This is a genomic window from Bacillus changyiensis (assembly GCF_027706145.1).
Lineage (GTDB): Bacteria > Bacillota > Bacilli > Bacillales > Bacillaceae > Bacillus > Bacillus changyiensis.
Genome location: NZ_JAQFWW010000005.1, coordinates 57632 through 78114, shown reverse-complemented (window position 1 = coordinate 78114; position 20483 = coordinate 57632). Strand labels below are relative to the sequence as shown.

Here is a 20483-nt window from a genome sequence, read left to right as displayed (position 1 = left end):
ATCCTGAGGTGAAAACAATGAAGCTTTTTTTATTGGTTCTTGTCATCTTACCTGCAAGTGAAATCGGTCTGTTCTTATTGTCTGCAAACTGGATCGGTATTCTGCCAACAGTATTGCTCATTATTCTGACAGGGTTTTTAGGGGCAGTCCTTGCCAAAAAACAAGGTATAGAGGTGTACCATAAAGTTCAGCGCGATCTTCAATATGGAAAAATGCCAGGAGATGCAATTTTAGATGGGCTCTGTATCTTTATTGGTGGTATATTGCTTCTTCTGCCTGGATTTGTATCAGATTTGATCGGTTTGCTACTGTTGCTTCCGTTGTCCCGAAACAGATTAAAACCATTCTTATCCCGCAAATTAAAGAGAATGTCTGATAGAAGACGGGTAAAAATTATTAAATAAACTAAGGTCGGCAGCCTGCTGTAAAGCGGATTGTCGTTTATTTTTTTACTTTCCTTTAATAAAAAGCCATACGTCTTTGCAAATCCCGGTATGAATGAAAGCTTGAATCACAACGAAAAGAGCTGGTCCTATTATCAGCCCGAAAAACCCAAACAATTTAAAACCGGCAAAAAGTGCGACTAATGCCCCCAACGGATGAAGCCCGATCGACTTGCTTAATATTTTCGGTTCAGCAAGTTGCCTGACTAGCAGAACAACAATGTACAAAACTCCAATACTAATCGCAAGTGGCAGTTGCTTTGTCAGTACTAAATATAAAATCCAAGGAACAAACACAGACCCTGCACCTAAATATGGAAGAAGATCAATAAGTCCAGTAAAAAACGCAATTGTAAATGCATGATTGACTTGTAACAGCAAAAGGCCGATTAAGACAAGGATCATTGTGATACCGACAAGTGTGAGCTGTGCCTTCAAAAAGCCGGTCAAAGCTTTTTTTAATTCAATATAGACAGCTCTGGCTCCTACAAGGAGGCGTTCTGGTAAAGCAACTTGAATTCCATTGGTTAATTTGTGAAAATCTTTGCTTATAAAAAATGTAGCTAATAAGGAAATCATCAGTGCAGCTACTGTGTTGGGAAGAAATGCAAAAAAGTGAGACACAGATTCAAGAATGATGGAAAGAAACGAAGCAGTACTTGAGGTGATTTCACTGGTTAGGTGTTGAATTTGAGCAATAATTGATTCTTGCTGATCTGCTTCAAGACCGTCAAAAAATGTGGCAAACTGATTGTAAAGCGGCATGATCTTATTTGTAAAAAACGCTTCACTGTAAATTGCAATTTTGTTAAGCTGAACGGGCAGCATTTTTGCTAAGTATGCCGTACCAGAAACAATCTCCGCAATGATCAATGTCAAAAGTCCAAATCCTGCGATTAAAAACCCACTCAGAACGATGAAAACATTGATACCTCTTGAAAAACCTGTCCGCTGTTCAAACCACTCAACAACAGGATTGATGATAACAGCAAGAATAAGCGCGAAAAGAAAAGGATAAATAACTGAAAAAGAATAGTAGCCGGCAGTTCCGACTGCTGCTATCACTAATAGTACATAACCAGCCCGAAACGCAATTGCTAAATAAGGTTGATTCACTTCTATTATCCTCCGATCAGAAAGCGTGTCCTATTTTTCATTTTATTCATGAGACCTGTTATTATGAAAAAGGTATAAAAAAATGGAGATGAAACAAATGTTTACTCAAGCCAACTTATTTTTGCTTCTTTTACTGGGGATTGGTTTTCTAGCAAAAAACCAGTCCTTGATCATAGCCGTATCTGTTCTTTTAGTGATCAAACTCATAGGTCTTGATCAAAAATGGTTTCCCACCATTCAAACAAAGGGAATTCATTGGGGGGTAACTGTGATTACAATAGCCGTTCTTGTCCCTATTGCAACGGGAGATATCGGTTTTAAACAGCTTGTTGAAGCGATGAAATCATATTATGCTTGGATCGCTCTAGGTGCGGGTATTCTCGTTGCTTTGATCGCTAAAAATGGTATTACACTGCTTGCGGAAGATCCGCATATCACAACAGCACTTGTGTTAGGAACGATCCTTGCTGTTGCTCTATTTAATGGGATCGCTGTCGGTCCTTTAATCGGGGCTGGTATCGCCTATTTTGTGATGCAAGTTGTTCAATATTTCACCGCTTAAGCCAACTGTACCCCAATCGTGATAGGGGTGCAGTTTTTACATTGGGATCAAGTCTAGTGTTTTTATAAATGCTCCTACGATCGGTAGGTTTATTTTAACTTCAGTGCTCTGCGCTTACGAGAAGTTCAAAAATTTATTATAGGTAAAAATTATATAAAGAAATAAATTTTTCTTATATTGAAAAACAGGAGAGCTGCGTTTGTTCACAATTATCAAAATCTTTCTATTAAAAATTTCTGCAAATAAAGACGGAATCAGACATGATTCAACAAGGGATTTGACTTTGATGAGTGGAGTGGAATCATTGATTCATTAGGACTTGTAAGCATTTTCGGTTAAAAACCTACAAATTTATCTGATAATTGTTTATAATAAAAATAAGCTTAATTTTTATTAAGCTGATCGGAGGATTGAATGGGATATGACAGCATGATTGTTTTATTTGTAAAACAAAATAATGAAAGCATTTTCTTTTTGGGATAAAAAGAGAGTGTACCATGTTGCATTGTTATCACTCCGTATAGTCGTTTTATTTTTTATAGGGGAAACTTAAAAAAGGGAGAGATGTATATGACAGCAACTCGCGGACTAGAAGGGGTAGTCGCTACTTCATCATCAGTTAGTTCAATTATTGATGATACCCTTACATATGTAGGGTATAATATTGATGAATTGACGGAAAAAGCCAGCTTTGAAGAAATCATTTATTTGCTTTGGCATTTAAGGTTGCCAAACAAAGAGGAGCTTGCCGAGCTCAAACACCAACTTTCAGATCAAGCTGGCATCCCCAAACAGCTAATCGATCATTTTAAATCCTGTACCAATGAGAAAGTCCATCCGATGGCAGCGCTTCGTACAGCCGTTTCATTATTGGGTCTATTAGACGAAGACGCTGATCAAATGGATGCGGATGCAAATTACAGGAAAGCAGTCCGTCTGCAAGCGAAGATGCCGGGAATTGTCGCTGCTTTTTCAAGAATCCGCAAAGGACTTGACCCTATCGAACCAAACCCTAAGCTTAGCTTTGCCGCAAATTTTCTCTACATGTTAAATGGAAAAGAGCCTACACCTGTTGAAGTGGAAGCTTTTGATAAAGCGTTGATTCTTCATGCTGATCATGAGCTGAATGCATCTACTTTTACAGCTAGGGTATGTGTGGCTACACTTTCAGATATTTATTCAGGTGTAACAGCAGCTATTAGCGCTTTAAAAGGTCCACTTCACGGTGGTGCAAATGAAGCCGTCATGAAAATGCTTGCAGAGATTGGCGAAGTGGAAAACGTAGAGCCTTTTATACGAGCTAAACTCAGAAAAAAAGAAAAGATTATGGGTTTCGGTCATCGCGTCTACCGTCAAGGAGATCCACGAGCAAAACACTTGAAGGAAATGAGCAGACGGTTAACGAATTTAACCGGTGAAAGCAAATGGTTTGAGATATCTGAACGGACTGAGGAAATCGTCAAATCAGAAAAAAACCTGCCGCCAAATGTGGACTTTTACTCGGCATCAGTTTATCATAGCTTGGGAATCGATCATGACCTGTTTACACCTATTTTTGCCATTAGCAGAGTATCAGGCTGGTTAGCTCATATTCTAGAACAATATGAAAATAACCGCTTAATACGCCCGCGGGCTGATTACACAGGACCAAACATGCAGACATTCATTCCGATTGAGGAAAGAAGCTGTTGATTTAATCAGGAGGTTGCCGTAATATCAGGCTGGCCTCTTTCACTGTTCTTTTTAAACGATGAATATTACATATTTTATGGGAGGTTTTATTGTGACACAAGGTGAAAAAATTACAGTCTCTAGCGGAGTATTAAATGTTCCAAATCATCCAATTATCCCGTTTATTGAAGGGGATGGAACAGGCCCTGATATTTGGAGAGCTGCTTCAAAAGTTTTAGAAGCAGCTGTAGAAAAGGCGTATAAAGGTGAAAAGAAAATCACTTGGAAAGAAGTATATGCTGGAGAAAAAGCTTTCAACAAAACAGGTGAATGGCTTCCGAAAGAAACGCTGGACACCATTCGTGAGTACCTTATCGCGATTAAAGGCCCTTTAACAACTCCGGTAGGAGGCGGAATTCGTTCCTTGAACGTCGCGCTCAGACAGGAACTTGATTTGTTTACGTGTTTAAGACCCGTTCGCTATTTTACCGGTGTTCCTTCTCCTGTTAAGCGTCCTGAAGATACGGATATGGTCATCTTTCGCGAAAATACAGAAGATATTTATGCTGGTATTGAATATGCCAAAGGCTCTAAAGAAGTTGAGAAATTAATTACTTTCCTAAAAAATGAACTTGGCGTCAATAAAATCCGTTTTCCAGAAACATCAGGAATCGGAATTAAACCGGTCTCAGAAGAAGGAACATCGAGACTTGTTAGAGCTGCGATTGAATATGCGATTGAAAACGGCCGCAAATCTGTGACCCTTGTTCATAAAGGAAATATCATGAAGTATACTGAAGGTGCCTTTAAAAATTGGGGATATGAGGTAGCTGAAAAAGAGTTTGCTGATCAAGTGTTTACATGGGCGGAGTATGATCGCATTGTTGAAAAGGATGGCAAAGATGCAGCTAATCAGGCACAAAGTGAAGCCGAAGCAGCGGGGAAAATTATTATCAAAGATAGCATCGCAGATATCTTCCTTCAACAAATTTTGACTCGTCCAGCTGAATTTGATGTTGTAGCAACAATGAATTTAAATGGTGATTATATTTCTGATGCTCTTGCAGCTCAAGTTGGTGGAATCGGGATCGCACCTGGAGCAAACATCAATTATGAAACTGGACATGCTATTTTTGAAGCGACTCACGGAACTGCTCCTAAATATGCTGGGCTTAACAAGGTGAATCCATCTTCGGTTATTCTTTCTGGCGTTTTGCTTCTTGAACATTTAAACTGGAATGAGGCCGCAGATCTCGTTATAAAAGCGATGGAAAAAACAATTGCCTCGAAAGTGGTCACTTATGACTTTGCACGTTTAATGGAAGGTGCAACAGAAGTCAAATGTTCTGAGTTTGGGGATGAACTCATTAAAAACATGTAATAAATACAATAACAACTTAAAAGGGGTAGAGAAACATGGGAAAGAAGCGTAATAAAGTATCTGTGATCGGAGCTGGTTTTACAGGTGCAACAACTGCATTCTTAACAGCTCAAAAAGAGTTGGCTGATGTCGTATTGGTTGACATTCCTCAACTGGAGAATCCTACAAAGGGGAAAGCACTAGATATGTTAGAAGCTAGTCCTGTTCAAGGGTTTGATGCTAGTATCAAAGGAACGGCGAATTATGAAGACACAGCTGATTCAGACATTGTCGTCATTACCGCGGGAATCGCCAGAAAACCGGGAATGAGCCGTGATGACCTCGTCGCAACGAATGAAAAAATTATGAGAAGTGTGACAAAAGAGATCGTCAAATATTCACCTGAATGTATGATTATCGTCTTGACCAATCCTGTTGATGCGATGACATATGCAGTATACACAGAGTCTGGTTTTCCAAAAGAACGGGTGATTGGTCAATCAGGGGTATTAGATACAGCACGATTCAGAACGTTTGTTGCTGAAGAACTAAACCTTTCTGTCAAAGATATCACAGGTTTTGTACTAGGTGGACATGGTGATGATATGGTCCCACTGGTTCGTTACTCATATGCAGGCGGAATTCCGCTGGAGACGCTTCTTCCAAAAGATCGCATTGATGCAATTGTTGAAAGGACAAGAAAAGGTGGAGGAGAGATTGTAAATCTGCTAGGAAACGGTAGTGCCTACTATGCTCCTGCTGCTTCCTTAACCGAAATGGTTGAGGCAATCTTGAAAGACCAACGTCGCGTTCTACCGACAATTGCTTATCTTGAAGGTGAATATGGCTACAATGGAATCTATCTAGGAGTACCAACAATTATCGGTGGAAACGGTCTTGAAAAGATCATTGAACTGGAGCTGACAGAAGATGAACAGAAACAGCTTGATCAATCTGTTCAATCCGTTAAAAACGTTATGAAGGTGCTCTCTTAAGTAATCGGACAGGAAGGCTTTTAGCCTTCCTGTTTTGAATATGTCTAATCAATTGAAAAACAAGACATAAACATGCTCCCAGAGCATATAACTATTCATAATCATCTACCCGAACATTTCAGTTTTTTTAAAAAAACGGTGACCGGATCAATGAAATAAAAAATTCAAATTGTCGAACAGGCCGAATTTCGTTAAAATAAGAATACAAATAGAGATAGAGATGTCGGGGAAATATAAAGCCTGGAGGCATGTCATGAGCAAAAAAATATTAGTTGTTGATGATGAAGAATCGATTGTGACACTTCTTAAATATAATCTTGAACGGTCCGGCTATCATGTTGTGACAGCCATGGATGGAGAGAGTGGCTTATTAACAGCCATTGAAGAAAAACCTGATTTAATTGTGCTCGATCTTATGCTACCAAAAATGGATGGTATTGAAGTTTGTAAGGAATTGAGACAGCAAAAGCTCATGTATCCGATTTTAATGCTGACTGCAAAAGACGATGAATTTGATAAAGTGCTAGGACTTGAACTCGGAGCCGATGATTATATGACAAAACCGTTCAGTCCGCGCGAGGTTACAGCTAGAGTCAAAGCGATTTTAAGAAGAACGCAGACGATGGCTGTTCAGTCTGATGAAACGGATGAAACGGATGTATCCGAACTTTTGATTGGCGAACTTAAAATATTGCCGGAACATTATGAGGTATATTTTCAAGACGAGCGGCTGGAACTGACACCGAAGGAATTTGAGTTGCTTCTTTATCTTGGAAAACATAAAGGGAGAGTGCTGACGAGAGATCTGCTCTTGAATGCGGTTTGGAATTATGATTTTGCCGGAGATACGCGGATTGTCGATGTCCATATTAGCCATTTGCGTGACAAAATAGAAAAGAACACGAAAAAACCTCAATACATAAAAACGATCAGAGGTTTGGGTTACAAAATGGAGGAGCCGAAACTGAATGATTAAATTTCGGACGCGACTTTTAGCGGCCCTTTTAACGCTCTTGATTTTCGTATTTGCATCACTTGGTTTTCTCCTTGTTCATTTGTTTCATACGAATTACAACACAAAACTAAGCCATCATATTGAAGCAGAAACGAACCTGATTGCCTCACTGGTTGATACTGATCAACTTACATCTCAAAAGCAAGTTGCGTTATTAAAGAAAGCAAGCCGTGAACTGGATAGTGATATCTCGCTTATCAATACAAAAGGTCAGGTTCTTTTTCATGATGGAAAATATCCTGAAGGGCATTTAATCAAAAAAATAATAGAAAACGATAAAGATGAAGGCTTTCAAATAAAAGCTGATGACGAATCAATATTTCAGTATGTGCAGCCATTAAAAGATAGTGGAAAACTACAGGGCTACATGTTGATACGTTCACCGATTGAACCATTACATGATATCAATCAAAAGATTTGGATTCTTCTTGGTGTTAGTCTTGGAACGGCTTTTCTCATTATAGCTGGGCTTGGTGCAAGAATCACTTCTCAATATACAAATCCGATTGAATCGGCAACTCAAGTTGCAATTGAACTTGCAAAAGGAAATTATAAAGCAAGGACATACAATGAAGATGAGACAATGCTCAGCCAGTCGATTAATATGCTTGCTCAAAATTTGCAAGACATGACAAGAGCACAGGAAATGCAGCGGGATCGCCTGCAAACTGTGATTGAAAATATTGATTCTGGACTGATTTTAATTGACGGAAAAGGCTATATTCATTTGGTGAACCGAGCATATCAAAAACAATTTTATGTTGAAGCTGACCAGCTTCTTTACCACTTTTATCACGAAGTGTTGGAACATGAAGAAATCATCGATCTCATTGAAGAAATTTTTATGACCGAAACAAAAGTCCGCAAAATGTTTCATCTGCCGATTAAGATTGAAAGAAGATATTTTGAAATTGATGGGGTTCCGATTATCGGTATTAATGATGAATGGAAAGGGATTGTTCTTGTTTTTCATGATATGACAGAGAGAAAACAGCTTGAAGAGATGAGAAAAGATTTTGTTGCGAATGTTTCCCACGAACTGAAAACACCGATTACATCGATCAAAGGATTTACTGAAACACTGTTAGATGGTGCGATGAATGAACGAGAAACCCTGCAGCAATTTCTCTCGATTATTTTAAAAGAAAGCGGACGTCTTGAAACCCTCATTCAAGATCTTTTAGATCTTTCCAAAATTGAGCAGCAAACCTTTACTTTAAACATTCAAGAGTGTGATATCGGTGAAATACTTGAAGAAATTGAAATGCTATTGAAAAGTAAAGCTGAGGAAAAAAAGATCATACTGAAATTGAACAAACCGAAAGAAACGGCGCTTGCTTCTGGTGATCCTCACAGATTAAAGCAAATCTTTTTAAATTTAGTGAATAATGCCTTGACATACACAACAGAAAATGGGACTGTAACCATTTCAGCTGAAGTCTTACAGAGTGTGGTGCAAGTTAAAGTGAAGGACACTGGCATTGGTATCAAACATGAAGAAATCTCAAGAATCTTTGAGCGCTTTTATAGGATTGATAAAGATAGAAGCAGAAATTCAGGAGGCACTGGGCTTGGTCTTGCGATCGTCAAACACCTGGTTGAAGCGCACCATGGAGAAATCGATGTTGAAAGTGAGCAAGGAGAAGGTACTATTTTTACCGTTCGCTTAAAACGTGGAGGACGTTAACAATCTTTACAAAGACTTAACACCTTTCATATACACGATTAAAACTTCATTGATAATATATCAGTGAACCCCTTCATCCAAGGAGCCAATTGGACGGGCGCGAGAGTACTTGCGTCCTTTTTTTGTTTTCTCAACAATTTTCCTTTCAAAATGAACTTTGCTAAAATAAACAATAGATCAATATGAAGACGATGGAAGTTCTTATATGGGCTTTTTAGGAGGATCAAGATGACGAACAGAAAAAAAATGGTGCTGGTTGACGGAAATAGCTTGGCTTATCGTGCCTTTTACGCACTGCCTCTTCTCAGCAATGAAAAAGGAATACATACAAATGCCGTATACGGCTTTACGATGATCTTAATGAAAATGCTAGAAGAAGAAAAACCGACCCATATGCTAGTTGCTTTTGATGCAGGAAAGACGACATTCAGGCATAAAACATTTAAAGAATATAAAGGAGGCAGGCAGAAGACACCCCCTGAACTTTCAGAACAAATGCCGTTTATTCAAGAGCTCTTAGATGCCTACCGCATCGCCAGATATGAACTGGAACATTATGAGGCTGATGATATTATTGGGACACTAGCGAAATCAGCTGAAGAAGACGGTTTTGAAGTTAAGATTTTCTCAGGTGATAAGGATTTAACACAACTTGCAACAAAAGAGACTACCGTAGCCATTACGAAAAAAGGGATCACAGATGTTGAATATTATACACCTGATCATGTTCAGGAAAAATATGGGCTAACCCCTGAGCAAATTATTGATATGAAAGGTTTAATGGGAGACACATCAGACAATATTCCAGGTGTACCAGGTGTTGGGGAAAAAACAGCGATCAAGTTATTAAAGCAATTTCATACGGTTGAGGAACTTCTATCATCCATCGATGAGGTAAGCGGAAAAAAACTAAAAGAAAAGCTGGCTGAATTTAAAGAGCAGGCTTTAATGAGTAAACAGCTTGCAACGATTATGACAGAAGCCCCACTCGATATTCATTTGAACGGTCTTGAATATGAAGGTTTTGATAGGGAAGCTGTTTTGAAATTATACAAAGATCTTGGTTTTAACTCTTTACTTGAGCGGCTCGGTGAAGACCCGGAACAATCAAGGGAAGAACAGTTTGAAGAGATCGATGTAAACATGGTGACCAGCATCACGAATGATTTATTTGCTTCACCTGCTTCATTTGTAGTTGAACAGCTCGGAGATAACTATCATGAAGCAGAGATTCTTGGTTTTTCCATTGTTAATCGAAATGGTGCTTTTTTTGTCCCTAAGGACATCGCCCTCAACTCTGACGATTTTAAAAAATGGGTTGAGGATGAAACGAAAAAGAAATGGGTGTTTGATGCTAAACGCGCTGTTGTCGCCTTGCGTTGGCAAGGAATTGAACTGAGAGGGGCTGAATTTGACGCACTCCTTGCTGCATACATTATCAATCCAGGCCATTCATTTGATGATGTCGCAAGTGTTGCAGGGGAACATCAATTGAAGATTGTTTCCTCAGATGAAGTGGTCTACGGAAAAGGGGCCAAACAAGCGGTTCCTAGTGAAAACGAACTTGCTGTTCATTTAGCTAGGAAAGGACAAGCCATTTCAATGCTCCATGAAAAACTGTTAGAAGAACTGGAAAAAAACAAGCAGTTGGCACTGTTTGAAAAGCTTGAAATGCCGCTTGCCCACATTCTTGGCGAAATGGAATCGATCGGTGTTCAAGTTGATGTTGATAGACTCAAAAACATGGGTGAGGAATTGACAGGTAAACTGAAAGAGTATGAAAAAAGAATTCATGAATCAGCTGGAGAAACCTTTAATATTAATTCACCTAAACAGCTTGGTGTGATCTTGTTTGAAAAACTTGGGCTTCCGGCTATCAAAAAAACAAAAACAGGATTTTCTACATCAGCAGATGTTTTAGAAAAGCTTCGTGACAAGCATATCATCATCGAAGATATTCTTCACTACAGACAGATTGGTAAGCTACAGTCGACATATGTTGAAGGGCTTTTAAAAGTGATTCGTAAAGATACTTGTAAGGTGCATACTCGTTTTAATCAAGCATTAACGCAGACAGGAAGGCTTAGCTCAACTGACCCTAACTTGCAAAATATCCCGATTCGTCTTGAGGAAGGACGGAAAATTCGCCAAGCATTTGTTCCTTCACAAAAAGGCTGGCTGATGTTTGCAGCAGATTACTCCCAGATCGAGTTAAGAGTGTTGGCACATATTTCGAAGGACAAAAACTTAATTGAAGCATTTACAAATGATATGGATGTTCATACAAAAACAGCGATGGATGTATTTCATGTTTCTGAATCAGAAGTGACAGGGGCGATGAGAAGACAGGCGAAAGCCGTCAATTTCGGAATTGTTTACGGGATTAGTGATTACGGACTATCGCAAAACCTGGGAATTACAAGAAAAGAAGCAGCTGCATTTATTGAACGTTATTTTGACAGTTTTCCGGGTGTGAAAGAATATATGGAAGAAACTGTTCAAGCTGCGAAACAAAAGGGTTATGTGACAACACTATTGAGCAGAAGAAGATACATTCCGGAGCTTACTAGCAGAAACTTTAACCTGCGCAGTTTTGCCGAGCGGACAGCGATGAACACACCGATACAAGGAAGTGCTGCAGATATTATTAAAAAAGCCATGATTGAAATGGCGGACAAGCTGAAAGAAAAAAAACTTCAAGCTAAATTATTGTTGCAGGTGCATGATGAATTAATTTTTGAAGCGCCTGAAGAAGAGATCAAAGTGCTAGAAAAGCTTGTGCCTGAAGTGATGGAGAATGCACTACAACTCGATGTTCCACTTAAAGTCGATTGTGCATCAGGATCTTCTTGGTATGATGCGAAATAATGAAAAGGAAGTGATCTTGTGCCGGAACTGCCAGAAGTTGAAACTGTCCGGCGCACTCTTACCGGGCTTGTCAAAGGAAAAACCATTGCAACGATCGAAATCAAGTGGGCAAACATCATTAAACGTCCGGCAGATCCTGAAGAGTTTGCAAGGCTCCTTGTCGGAGAAACCATTGAGTCAATTGATAGAAGGGGGAAATTTTTATTGTTTCATTTCGGTCATTGTGTGATGGTCTCCCATTTACGAATGGAAGGAAAATATGGACTTCATCAACAAGATGAACCACTTGATAAACATGTGCATGTGATTTTCAAATTTACAGACGGAACGGAGCTTCGCTACCGGGATGTTAGAAAATTTGGCACGATGCATTTATTTAAACCTGGTGAAGAGAGGACAGAGTTACCTCTGTGCCAGCTTGGCCCGGAACCTTTTAGTGACGAGTTTACGATTCGATATTTAAGAGAGCGTCTCAGCAAAACAAACCGTTCAGTTAAAACTGCACTGCTTGACCAGCGCACAGTTGTCGGATTAGGAAATATTTATGTCGATGAGGCGCTGTTTAGAGCAGGGATTCATCCAGAAACAAATGCAAATCAATTAACATATAAGCAGACAGAGTGTCTCCATGAACAAATCATCCAGACATTAAAAGAAGCCGTTGAAGCAGGGGGAAGTACAGTCAGGTCTTACCTTAATTCACAAGGGGAAATCGGCATGTTTCAACTCCGTCTTTTTGTTTATGGCAGGAAAGACGAACCTTGCAAAAAATGTGGAACAGTCATTCGAAAAACGGTTGTTGGAGGACGAGGCACCCATTTTTGTATCAAGTGTCAAAAAAAATAATGTAAAAATCATCAATCCGGTTCGTGTGTTGTTTCTTTTTGATGAAACAATACACAGATGGTTTTCTTTTCTCATATATATAAGAAGCCTATAAAAGCTGTTTCCTAGGCTATCAACAGAAAGGAAGAACCGGATATGATGTTTGCATCTTTCTTACTGCTGGCATTCGCTGTCAGCCTGGACAGTTTTTCAGTCGGTTTTACTTACGGATTACGCAAGCTGAAACTCCCTTTTAAAGCGATTTTAATTATCGCTTGTTGCTCAGGAACCGTAATGGTACTGGCCATGATGATCGGATCATTTCTTTCTAAAATGTTCCCTGTCATTGTTACTGAAAGGCTTGGAGCGGTTATTTTAATGGGAATTGGCGTCTGGGTTTTGTACCAGTTTTTCAGACCGGAAAAAGAGCAGGATATTTCAATCTCAGAAAAAACACTGATTAACCTTGAACTTAAATCACTTGGAATCGTTATTCAAATTTTAAGAACACCAATGAGTGCAGATATTGATAAATCTGGAATGATCAACGGAATAGAAGCAGTCCTGCTCGGTTTTGCCCTTTCAATCGACGCGTTTGGTGCGGGAATTGGAGCGGCCGCTTTAGGTTTTGCACCTGTTCCAATGAGTCTGACAGTAGCCATAATGAGCTCTTTGTTTGTATTCATGGGCATTCATGCGGGGCGTTTTTTATCAAGGTGGAACTGGATGAATAAACTGACCTTTCTTCCAGGGATATTACTTATTATGATCGGAATTTGGAAACTGTAAGAAAGGATGTGAGTTTGTGACATTGGTGATCGGTTTGACCGGTGGAATTGCCAGCGGGAAAAGTACTGTCGCACAAATGTTTCAAAAACGAGGAATTACAGTTGTTGATGCTGACTTCATTGCGAAAGAAGTTGTTGAGAAAGGAAAAGCAGCCTATCAAAAAATGGTCGAGGTATTCGGGGAAAAGATCCTGCTTGATAACGGTGATATCGATCGGAAGAAACTTGGTACACTTGTGTTTACAAACGAAGATAAACGAAAACAGTTAAATGAGATCGTTCATCCAGAAGTGAGAAAAGCGATGATCAAACAACGGGACCAAGCAATTCAAGCTAATGAACAAATTGTCGTTCTTGATATACCACTTTTATATGAGAGTCGGCTTGAATCTTTGACAGACAAAGTGCTTGTTGTTTGGGTTCCCAAACATCTTCAATTAGAACGGCTGATGAAAAGAAACCAGCTAACAGAAGAAGAGGCGAAAAATCGAATAAATGCTCAGCTGTCACTTGATGAAAAAAAGCAGAAAGCTGATGTGGTTATTGATAACAGCGGTAGCTTAGAAAATACAAAACAACAATTTGAAGAACTGTTTGATCAATGCAAAAAGTGAGTGCGGAATATGCACTCGCTTTTTTTAGTAAAATGAGCTGTAGAAGAAATAATTGGTATATATAATTAATGATAATGTGTTATACTTATTTTGAATAAAACATGATATGGAATGACATAAAATATAAGGGGTGTTTGGTTGATGAAAGTAAAAGTTGCAATCAACGGATTTGGCCGGATTGGCAGAATGGTCTTTAGAAAAGCATTACTTGATGAAAAAATTGACATTGCAGTCATTAATGCGAGCTATCCAGCGGAAACACTCGCTCACTTAATAAAGTATGACACAAATCATGGTCGTTTTGAGCTTGATATAAAAACAGGGGAAGATTACCTTCTCATTAACGGTAAGAAAGTGATCTTGACCAATCAGCGTAACCCACTCTTACTGCCTTGGTCTGAACATGGAATCGATATTGTTGTGGAAGCGACCGGAAAATTCAATACAAAAGAAAAAGCGGCGGCCCATATTGAAGCAGGGGCAAAAAAAGTCATCTTAACTGCCCCTGGAAAGAATGAGGACATTACGATCGTAATGGGTGTTAATGAGCGTGAGTTTGATGCCGAGCGGCACACGATTATTTCCAATGCTTCTTGCACAACAAATTGTCTTGCACCTGTCGCCAAAGTACTTGATGATGCATTTGGGATTGAAAACGGTCTTGTGACAACTGTTCACGCTTTTACTAACGACCAAAACAATATTGACAACCCACACAAGGATCTCAGAAGAGCCCGCGCTTGCGGTTCGTCCATTATTCCGACCACTACAGGAGCAGCGAAAGCTTTGTCACTTGTCATGCCGCATTTAAAAGGGAAAATGCATGGTTTGGCTTTAAGGGTTCCTGTCTCTAATGTTTCACTTGTTGATCTTGTGGCAGATTTAAAAAGTGATGTAACAGTTGAAAATATTAACGAAGTATTTCGAATGGCATCCGCAGGTTCAATGGCAGGAATAATTGATGTTTGCGATGAACCGCTTGTGTCATCTGATTTTAATACAAATTCTTATTCAGCCGTTATCGATAGTCTTTCAACAATGGTACTGGATAATAGAAAAATGAAAGTGCTTGCATGGTATGATAACGAATGGGGATATTCTTGTCGGGTTGTTGATTTAATCAAATATGTTGCTTTAAGAATGAAACATCTGTCTGCTGTATAAAATAAAAGCATGGACGGAGATAAAATAAAAACCCCTTATTCAACATTTAAACAAAACCGCCTTGCAAAAAAGAATCAAACAAAGTATACTATTTTTCGTGAACTTCTAGTTCGTGAGCGCTTCGGCATTACTTAAAGGGTTAGGACCTCTCCGGACTAACTTTCCCCCGTGGTAAATGACCGGTTCAGTTGCTTAGAAATTCACTTTTTAATTCTTGTTAAGGGGGGTCCATGCTATGGAAACAATGGGGCGTCACGTTATCTCCGAACTATGGGGATGCGATTTTGATAAGCTGAATGACATGGATTTTATTGAAAAAACGTTTGTAAATGCGGCACTGAAGTCAGGTGCTGAGGTAAGAGAGGTTGCGTTTCATAAATTTGCACCACAAGGTGTGAGCGGTGTGGTCATTATCTCCGAGTCACATCTAACCATCCACAGTTTTCCTGAACACGGATATGCCAGCATTGATGTTTATACTTGCGGAGACTTAGATCCGAATGTAGCTGCGGATCATATTGCAGATGAGTTGAAAGCAGAAACAAGAGAAAACATTGAAATACCGAGAGGCATGGGACCTGTTCAGCTAAAACAGGCAAAAGCACAGGCGCTTTAATGTCAAAAGAGGAGCCGGATTAAAAAGTCCGCTCCTTTTTGTTTATCTGTTTTTCCTTGGAAATATAGAGAGTTTCTAATAGAATAGAGAGAGAAGTGTACATGGGCTGAGAATGTTTTCCGTAAAAATGGGTGATCACAACCCTATAGACCAGTTTGACTTGACACTCGGATCCATCAGAACATGACATTGCTATACCTAACAAACAATTGAATAGGGAGCTGAAAACATGAGGTGTCCAGCATGTCAGCATAACGGATCAAGGGTTTTGGATTCCCGTCCGGTTGACGAAAGCAGGTCGATTCGCAGAAGACGAGAATGTGAATCATGCCATTATCGGTTTACTACATTTGAAAAAGTGGAAGAAATTCCGCTTATTGTTGTCAAAAAAGAAGGAATTCGTGAAGAGTTCAGCAGGGAGAAGATTCTCCGCGGGTTAATCAAAGCTTGTGAAAAACGACCTGTCGCATTAAAACAGCTTGAAGATATTTGTTTCGAGATTGAAAAAGAACTTAGAAATCAAGGTGTTTCTGAAGTGAAAAGTGAAAGCATCGGAGAATTGGTGATGGACCGTCTAGCTAAAATTGATGAGGTGGCTTATGTCAGATTTGCTTCGGTATACCGTCAATTTAAAGATATTAATGTGTTCATCGATGAATTAAAGGATTTAATAAAGAAAGAACGTTAAAGAGCTGAAAGATTTTCCAGCTCTTTTCTCATGACAAAAGCATGATCTGAAGAACGAAAAAAGTGTAAAATGAGGACAAGAAACGAATTGGAAGGTTGGCAAAGATATGAGTAATTATTGGAACGATTTGCTTCCTGTTGATCCTTATATGGTCAAAAGTGATGGGTTGCTACAGGATTTGGATAGGCAAATCATCACACTTTTATATCAGCCTTTAATTGGCTCTTTTTCGCTCAGCCTGTATTTTACGCTTTGGGGTGAGCTTGAAAAAAACAGTGTTTGGGGGGAAAGCTCAACCCACAAACAACTAATGGGTGCACTGCAAGCCAACTTGAAAGCAATCCACACTGAAAAAGGAAAGCTCGAGGGGATTGGGCTGTTAAAGACGTATGTAAAAGAATCGGAAAACGAACGTCTCTTTATATATGAATTAATCCCTCCGCTAAGACCAAATGAATTCTTTCAGGACGGGATGCTGAATGTATTTTTGTATAATCGCGTCGGTAAAACGAGGTTTCAGCAGCTAAAAGAATACTTTTCACATCCTTCGATGCCTGAGGGATTTCGGGATATTACTCGTTCATTCAATGACGTCTTTTCTTCTGTTCAACCGAGCGAATGGAAAATGTCTGATGATATGATGGAGACATTGGAACTTAGCCCTGATCAAGAATTTTTAAAAGAGGGACAAAATCGTTCGCTTTCCGTGACTGATGATGTGTTTGATTTTGATTTGTTTCTAGCAGGATTATCTGACGCACTAATACCTAGAAAAGCGCTAAATGATCAAGTGAAAGAAACAATTAAAAAACTGGCTTTCCTTTATGGAATTGATCCTATGCAAATGCAAAGTGTTGTGATGTCAGCCATAGATGAACACGATACAATCACGATAGAAGCACTCAGAAAGGCAGCAAGCGACTGGTATCAGATTGAAAGAAACGGTTTGTTACCCGAACTTGTTGATAAAGTGCAACCGCTCAGGTTACGTGAGCAACAGAATGAAAAGCAAGCCAATAGATCAAAGGAAGACGAATTAATCGCACTGCTTGAGCGAGTATCTCCAAGGAAATTGTTACAAGATATCGGGGAAGGTGCAGAGCCTTCTAAAGCTGAATTGAAAATAGTCGAAGAAATAATGTTTGACCAAAAGTTAGCGCCTGGTGTCGTAAATGTTCTAATTTATTACGTGATGCTAAAAACGGATATGAAGCTTTCGAAAAACTATATGCAAACCATCGCTTCCCACTGGGCAAGAAAACAAGTGCAGACAGTAAGGGAGGCTATGAAGCTTGCCAAAGAAGCACACCGCGAATATTTAGAGCGTACGAAAGGAAAGAACAGAAAGACTAATCAAGGTAAAAGGGTCATCAGAGAAGAAAAACTGCCGGATTGGTTAGAGGATAGTAAGACTTCCGAAAATAAGAATGACCAAAGTAAAGAGAATGTAGCAAACCATAAAGATTTTGACATGCAAAAACAGAAGATGCTTGAAGAAGTGAAAAAATTGAGAAAGCATTCTGCCCTTTAAAATGTGAGGTGAACTAGATATGGAGCCGATAAAACGTGCTTTGCAAGGTGTGACAACAAGACCTGATTTTCAAAAACGACTTGAAGAAATGAAAAACAAGGTTCTCTCTGATCATGATGTTCAAGAATTTTTAAAGAACCATCAATCAGAAGTAGATCGAACTATGATCGACAGAAGTTTAAACAAACTGTTTGAATTTACACAACAAAGCAAAGCCTGCCAAGATTGTCCCGGTCTTAAAGAATGTAAAAATTTGATTCAAGGTTACTATCCAAAGCTGATGCTAAACGGAAAAACAATTGATGTCCAGTATGATATTTGTCCCGAAAAGCGCAGATATGATGAACGGGAAAGACAACGTTCATTAATTAAAAGCATTTATATCCCGAGAGATTTGCTTGATGCTACATTAGCGGATATTGATGGGGATGATCCGAGCAGGCTCAAGGTTATCCAACATGTAACAGAATTTTTTCATACTTATCATGAAACAGGCAAAGGAAAAGGAGTTTATCTCCATGGCAAATTTGGGGTAGGCAAAACTTTTATGCTCGCTGCGATTGCTAATGAACTTGCCGCAAATGATCATTCATCTGTTCTTGTCTATGTTCCAGAGTTTGTTAGAGAATTGAAAAATGCTATTCATGATCAATCATTGGAAGTGAAGCTGGATATGGTCAAATCAACGCCAGTTCTTATGCTTGATGATATTGGTGCGGAATCCATGTCAAGCTGGGTCAGGGATGAGGTGCTGGGTACAATTCTTCAACACAGAATGTCACTACAGTTGCCAACATTTTTTTCTTCAAACTTTAGTCCAGATGATTTAAAGCACCATTTCACATATTCCCAAAGGGGAGAAAAAGAGGATGTAAAGGCGGCAAGGCTGATGGAAAGGGTGTTGTATTTGGCGACACCTGTACGGCTTGACGGTAACAATCGCCGTAAATGATCAGGAGATGAATAAATATGTCGATAAAAACGCTCGGCAAGTGGATGGCGGTCGTTGTGGTCGTTGCAGTGGGAATCTGGTTTAATACAAAATTTGTTAATATCAATCCTAAGCAAATTAGGGAATGGGTCATGTCATTCGGAATTTTTGCTCCGATGATGTATATCGGTTTATTAATCATCCGTCCGTTTTTATTGTTGCCTGCTTCTGTATTTGCTGTCAGTGGCGGGCTCGCGTTTGGTCCGCTGTTAGGTTCTTTATATTGTTTTGTCGGAGCAGCTGGAGGAGCGTTTTTATCGTTTGCACTGGCATACAAGATCGGTGCAAATTTTAACAGAATATCTGTAAAATTAAAAACACTTCGAATGATTTTACACAAAAACAGTTTCTTTTATATCCTTTATTTGAGACTTGCACCGATTCATTTTGATACTGTCAGCTATGCAGCTGGCATCTTCAAAGTAAAACCGCTTCCGTTTTTAGCTGCCACTTCTATTGGGATCATACCTGGCACCATTATTTTAAATATACTCGGATCAAGCTTGCTATCAGGAGATATGATGGCTATTATCATCACCTTATTGATCTATCTTCTTTTTATCACTATCCCACTGTTACTTAGAAAGAAGATGATGGAACTATTTCAATAAAGGCTCACCTTTTTTAAGTCTATTTTTTTGTCTCGCCCATATACATGTATCAGATGTTGTTAGGGGGGACAAACATGCTCGAAATTACATTTGAAGATGATGATGATACAGCCGTATTTTTACACCTGCTTCGTAATGCAGATGTAAAGCGGCATATCGAGGTTCATGAGGCGGAAGGGAAGATCGGAATTGAAAAGACCCACTCCTCTGCCAGTATTCAAACATACATCCAGCCTATCCTCACGAAATTTTTTATAGAATGTAAAGAAGATGAATATATGCTTTCGGTCATTGAAGGAGATTTTTTCTATTTAGATCGTGATGAACAGCAGCAAATATTGCAACTGGCTCACAGCATAATGGAAGGAGAACTGGAAGGGCTTCCTCTCAACTGTGATTATACCCCACGTGAAGAATATATCATTCAGGAGCTCCAAACGATTTGTCTTGAAGAAACTGTCTTTTCGATTCGTTCCTTTATGACATTCCGTCTTGGAAAATATTATCAACGGCTTCGAGAATATGTCGTGGCAGCGATTGATGAATATAAGATGGAGCAGGAATATCAGACCTTTATTCAATCATTGAGAGATTATGTAACAGGAAAAAAACCAATGATTGACCATATTCACATTGTCCATGATGGTCAGTTTGTCATATGGGAATTAAAGTTTATTTCAGAACGGGAACAAAAGAAATACATGGACCGCCGATTTGTGAGGGAGCACCCGATGTATATTGATTCTCATCTACTTGCACCGCTTGTATCGATCGCACCAAGAAGAATTGACCTTTATACAAGAAATCGGGAACATGGCATGATCCAGACGATTCAGAATATTTTCCAAGAACGGGTAAAGATCTTTTCGCTTGACTCATTCCCTGCACAAGAAAATATTTTTGAAGAGTATTCTTGATTTTGCATGTTAAACGGTTTA

19 protein-coding genes are annotated in these 20483 nt (G+C 39.2%); 18 read left to right on the top strand and 1 reads right to left on the bottom strand.

The features are described 5' to 3' along the window. Nucleotides 1–17 precede the first annotated feature (17 nt). Nucleotides 18–404 (top strand): FxsA family protein, encoded by a 387-nt coding sequence (locus tag PDT38_RS14655; RefSeq protein WP_270802638.1) that lies wholly within the window; start codon nt 18–20, stop codon nt 402–404. Nucleotides 405–449: 45 nt separating this feature from the next. Here the strand turns inward: PDT38_RS14655 and ytvI are convergent, their stop codons facing one another. Beyond that, entirely contained in the window at nt 450–1559 is a 1110-nt protein-coding gene (ytvI, locus tag PDT38_RS14650) for a sporulation integral membrane protein YtvI (RefSeq protein ID WP_270802636.1), read from the bottom strand. Nucleotides 1560–1656: 97 nt separating this feature from the next. Here ytvI and PDT38_RS14645 point away from each other — a divergent pair, with 97 nt between their 5' ends. From PDT38_RS14645 to ytxC, 17 genes are all read left to right on the top strand, one after another. Next, on the top strand, nt 1657–2121 hold the full coding sequence (locus PDT38_RS14645) for a DUF441 domain-containing protein (protein WP_270802635.1): 465 nt from the start codon (nt 1657–1659) through the stop codon (nt 2119–2121). Nucleotides 2122–2691: 570 nt separating this feature from the next. Further along, a complete protein-coding gene (gene citZ / locus PDT38_RS14640) occupies nt 2692–3813 on the top strand; it encodes a citrate synthase (RefSeq protein ID WP_270802633.1) in 1122 nt (373 codons plus the stop codon). Between the two features lie 91 nt (nt 3814–3904). Then, on the top strand, nt 3905–5173 hold the full coding sequence (gene icd, locus PDT38_RS14635) for an NADP-dependent isocitrate dehydrogenase (protein ID WP_270802632.1): 1269 nt from the start codon (nt 3905–3907) through the stop codon (nt 5171–5173). A 35-nt stretch (nt 5174–5208) separates the two neighbouring features. Then, nucleotides 5209–6147: a malate dehydrogenase gene (gene mdh, locus PDT38_RS14630; protein WP_270802631.1), complete on the top strand. Its 939-nt coding sequence runs from the start codon at nt 5209–5211 to the stop codon at nt 6145–6147. A 253-nt stretch (nt 6148–6400) separates the two neighbouring features. Beyond that, the gene (locus PDT38_RS14625; RefSeq protein ID WP_270802630.1) at nt 6401–7123 is read left to right on the top strand and encodes a response regulator transcription factor; all 723 of its coding nucleotides are present in this window, start codon (nt 6401–6403) and stop codon (nt 7121–7123) included. Next, the gene (pnpS, locus tag PDT38_RS14620; protein ID WP_270802629.1) at nt 7116–8849 is read left to right on the top strand and encodes a two-component system histidine kinase PnpS; all 1734 of its coding nucleotides are present in this window, start codon (nt 7116–7118) and stop codon (nt 8847–8849) included. The genes PDT38_RS14625 and pnpS overlap by 8 nt, the downstream gene beginning before the upstream one ends. 228 nt (nt 8850–9077) lie before the next feature. Further along, on the top strand, nt 9078–11717 hold the full coding sequence (gene polA, locus PDT38_RS14615; protein WP_270802627.1) for a DNA polymerase I: 2640 nt from the start codon (nt 9078–9080) through the stop codon (nt 11715–11717). Nucleotides 11718–11735: 18 nt separating this feature from the next. Next, a complete protein-coding gene (gene mutM / locus PDT38_RS14610) occupies nt 11736–12563 on the top strand; it encodes a DNA-formamidopyrimidine glycosylase (RefSeq protein ID WP_270802625.1) in 828 nt (275 codons plus the stop codon). Between the two features lie 135 nt (nt 12564–12698). Further along, on the top strand, nt 12699–13331 hold the full coding sequence (gene ytaF, locus PDT38_RS14605) for a sporulation membrane protein YtaF (RefSeq protein ID WP_270802624.1): 633 nt from the start codon (nt 12699–12701) through the stop codon (nt 13329–13331). 16 nt (nt 13332–13347) lie between these two features. Further along, entirely contained in the window at nt 13348–13944 is a 597-nt protein-coding gene (gene coaE / locus PDT38_RS14600) for a dephospho-CoA kinase (RefSeq protein WP_270802623.1), read from the top strand. 141 nt (nt 13945–14085) lie between these two features. Next, a complete protein-coding gene (locus PDT38_RS14595; RefSeq protein ID WP_270802622.1) occupies nt 14086–15108 on the top strand; it encodes a glyceraldehyde-3-phosphate dehydrogenase in 1023 nt (340 codons plus the stop codon). A gap of 235 nt (nt 15109–15343) precedes the next feature. Beyond that, nucleotides 15344–15724, top strand: a complete 381-nt coding sequence (speD, locus tag PDT38_RS14590; RefSeq protein WP_270802621.1) for an adenosylmethionine decarboxylase — start codon at nt 15344–15346, stop codon at nt 15722–15724. 229 nt (nt 15725–15953) lie between these two features. After that, nucleotides 15954–16412 (top strand): transcriptional regulator NrdR, encoded by a 459-nt coding sequence (gene nrdR / locus PDT38_RS14585; protein WP_270802619.1) that lies wholly within the window; start codon nt 15954–15956, stop codon nt 16410–16412. A 106-nt stretch (nt 16413–16518) separates the two neighbouring features. Then, nucleotides 16519–17943, top strand: a complete 1425-nt coding sequence (locus PDT38_RS14580) for a replication initiation and membrane attachment family protein (RefSeq protein ID WP_270802618.1) — start codon at nt 16519–16521, stop codon at nt 17941–17943. A gap of 19 nt (nt 17944–17962) precedes the next feature. Further along, on the top strand, nt 17963–18895 hold the full coding sequence (gene dnaI, locus PDT38_RS14575) for a primosomal protein DnaI (protein WP_270802617.1): 933 nt from the start codon (nt 17963–17965) through the stop codon (nt 18893–18895). Between the two features lie 17 nt (nt 18896–18912). Beyond that, nucleotides 18913–19545, top strand: a complete 633-nt coding sequence (locus PDT38_RS14570) for a TVP38/TMEM64 family protein (protein WP_270802616.1) — start codon at nt 18913–18915, stop codon at nt 19543–19545. Nucleotides 19546–19619: 74 nt separating this feature from the next. Beyond that, nucleotides 19620–20462: a putative sporulation protein YtxC gene (gene ytxC / locus PDT38_RS14565; protein ID WP_270802615.1), complete on the top strand. Its 843-nt coding sequence runs from the start codon at nt 19620–19622 to the stop codon at nt 20460–20462. Nucleotides 20463–20483: the final 21 nt, after the last annotated feature.

Coding starts and splice junctions, on each gene's coding strand:
- ytxC (WP_270802615.1), top strand. CDS start 19,620: ATGCTCGAAATTACATTTGAAGATGATGATGATACAGCCGTATTTTTA.
- mdh (WP_270802631.1), top strand. CDS start 5,209: ATGGGAAAGAAGCGTAATAAAGTATCTGTGATCGGAGCTGGTTTTACA.
- citZ (WP_270802633.1), top strand. CDS start 2,692: ATGACAGCAACTCGCGGACTAGAAGGGGTAGTCGCTACTTCATCATCA.
- nrdR (WP_270802619.1), top strand. CDS start 15,954: ATGAGGTGTCCAGCATGTCAGCATAACGGATCAAGGGTTTTGGATTCC.
- PDT38_RS14595 (WP_270802622.1), top strand. CDS start 14,086: ATGAAAGTAAAAGTTGCAATCAACGGATTTGGCCGGATTGGCAGAATG.
- PDT38_RS14645 (WP_270802635.1), top strand. CDS start 1,657: ATGTTTACTCAAGCCAACTTATTTTTGCTTCTTTTACTGGGGATTGGT.
- ytaF (WP_270802624.1), top strand. CDS start 12,699: ATGATGTTTGCATCTTTCTTACTGCTGGCATTCGCTGTCAGCCTGGAC.
- polA (WP_270802627.1), top strand. CDS start 9,078: ATGACGAACAGAAAAAAAATGGTGCTGGTTGACGGAAATAGCTTGGCT.
- dnaI (WP_270802617.1), top strand. CDS start 17,963: ATGGAGCCGATAAAACGTGCTTTGCAAGGTGTGACAACAAGACCTGAT.
- pnpS (WP_270802629.1), top strand. CDS start 7,116: ATGATTAAATTTCGGACGCGACTTTTAGCGGCCCTTTTAACGCTCTTG.
- PDT38_RS14625 (WP_270802630.1), top strand. CDS start 6,401: ATGAGCAAAAAAATATTAGTTGTTGATGATGAAGAATCGATTGTGACA.
- PDT38_RS14655 (WP_270802638.1), top strand. CDS start 18: ATGAAGCTTTTTTTATTGGTTCTTGTCATCTTACCTGCAAGTGAAATC.
- speD (WP_270802621.1), top strand. CDS start 15,344: ATGGAAACAATGGGGCGTCACGTTATCTCCGAACTATGGGGATGCGAT.
- PDT38_RS14570 (WP_270802616.1), top strand. CDS start 18,913: ATGTCGATAAAAACGCTCGGCAAGTGGATGGCGGTCGTTGTGGTCGTT.
- PDT38_RS14580 (WP_270802618.1), top strand. CDS start 16,519: ATGAGTAATTATTGGAACGATTTGCTTCCTGTTGATCCTTATATGGTC.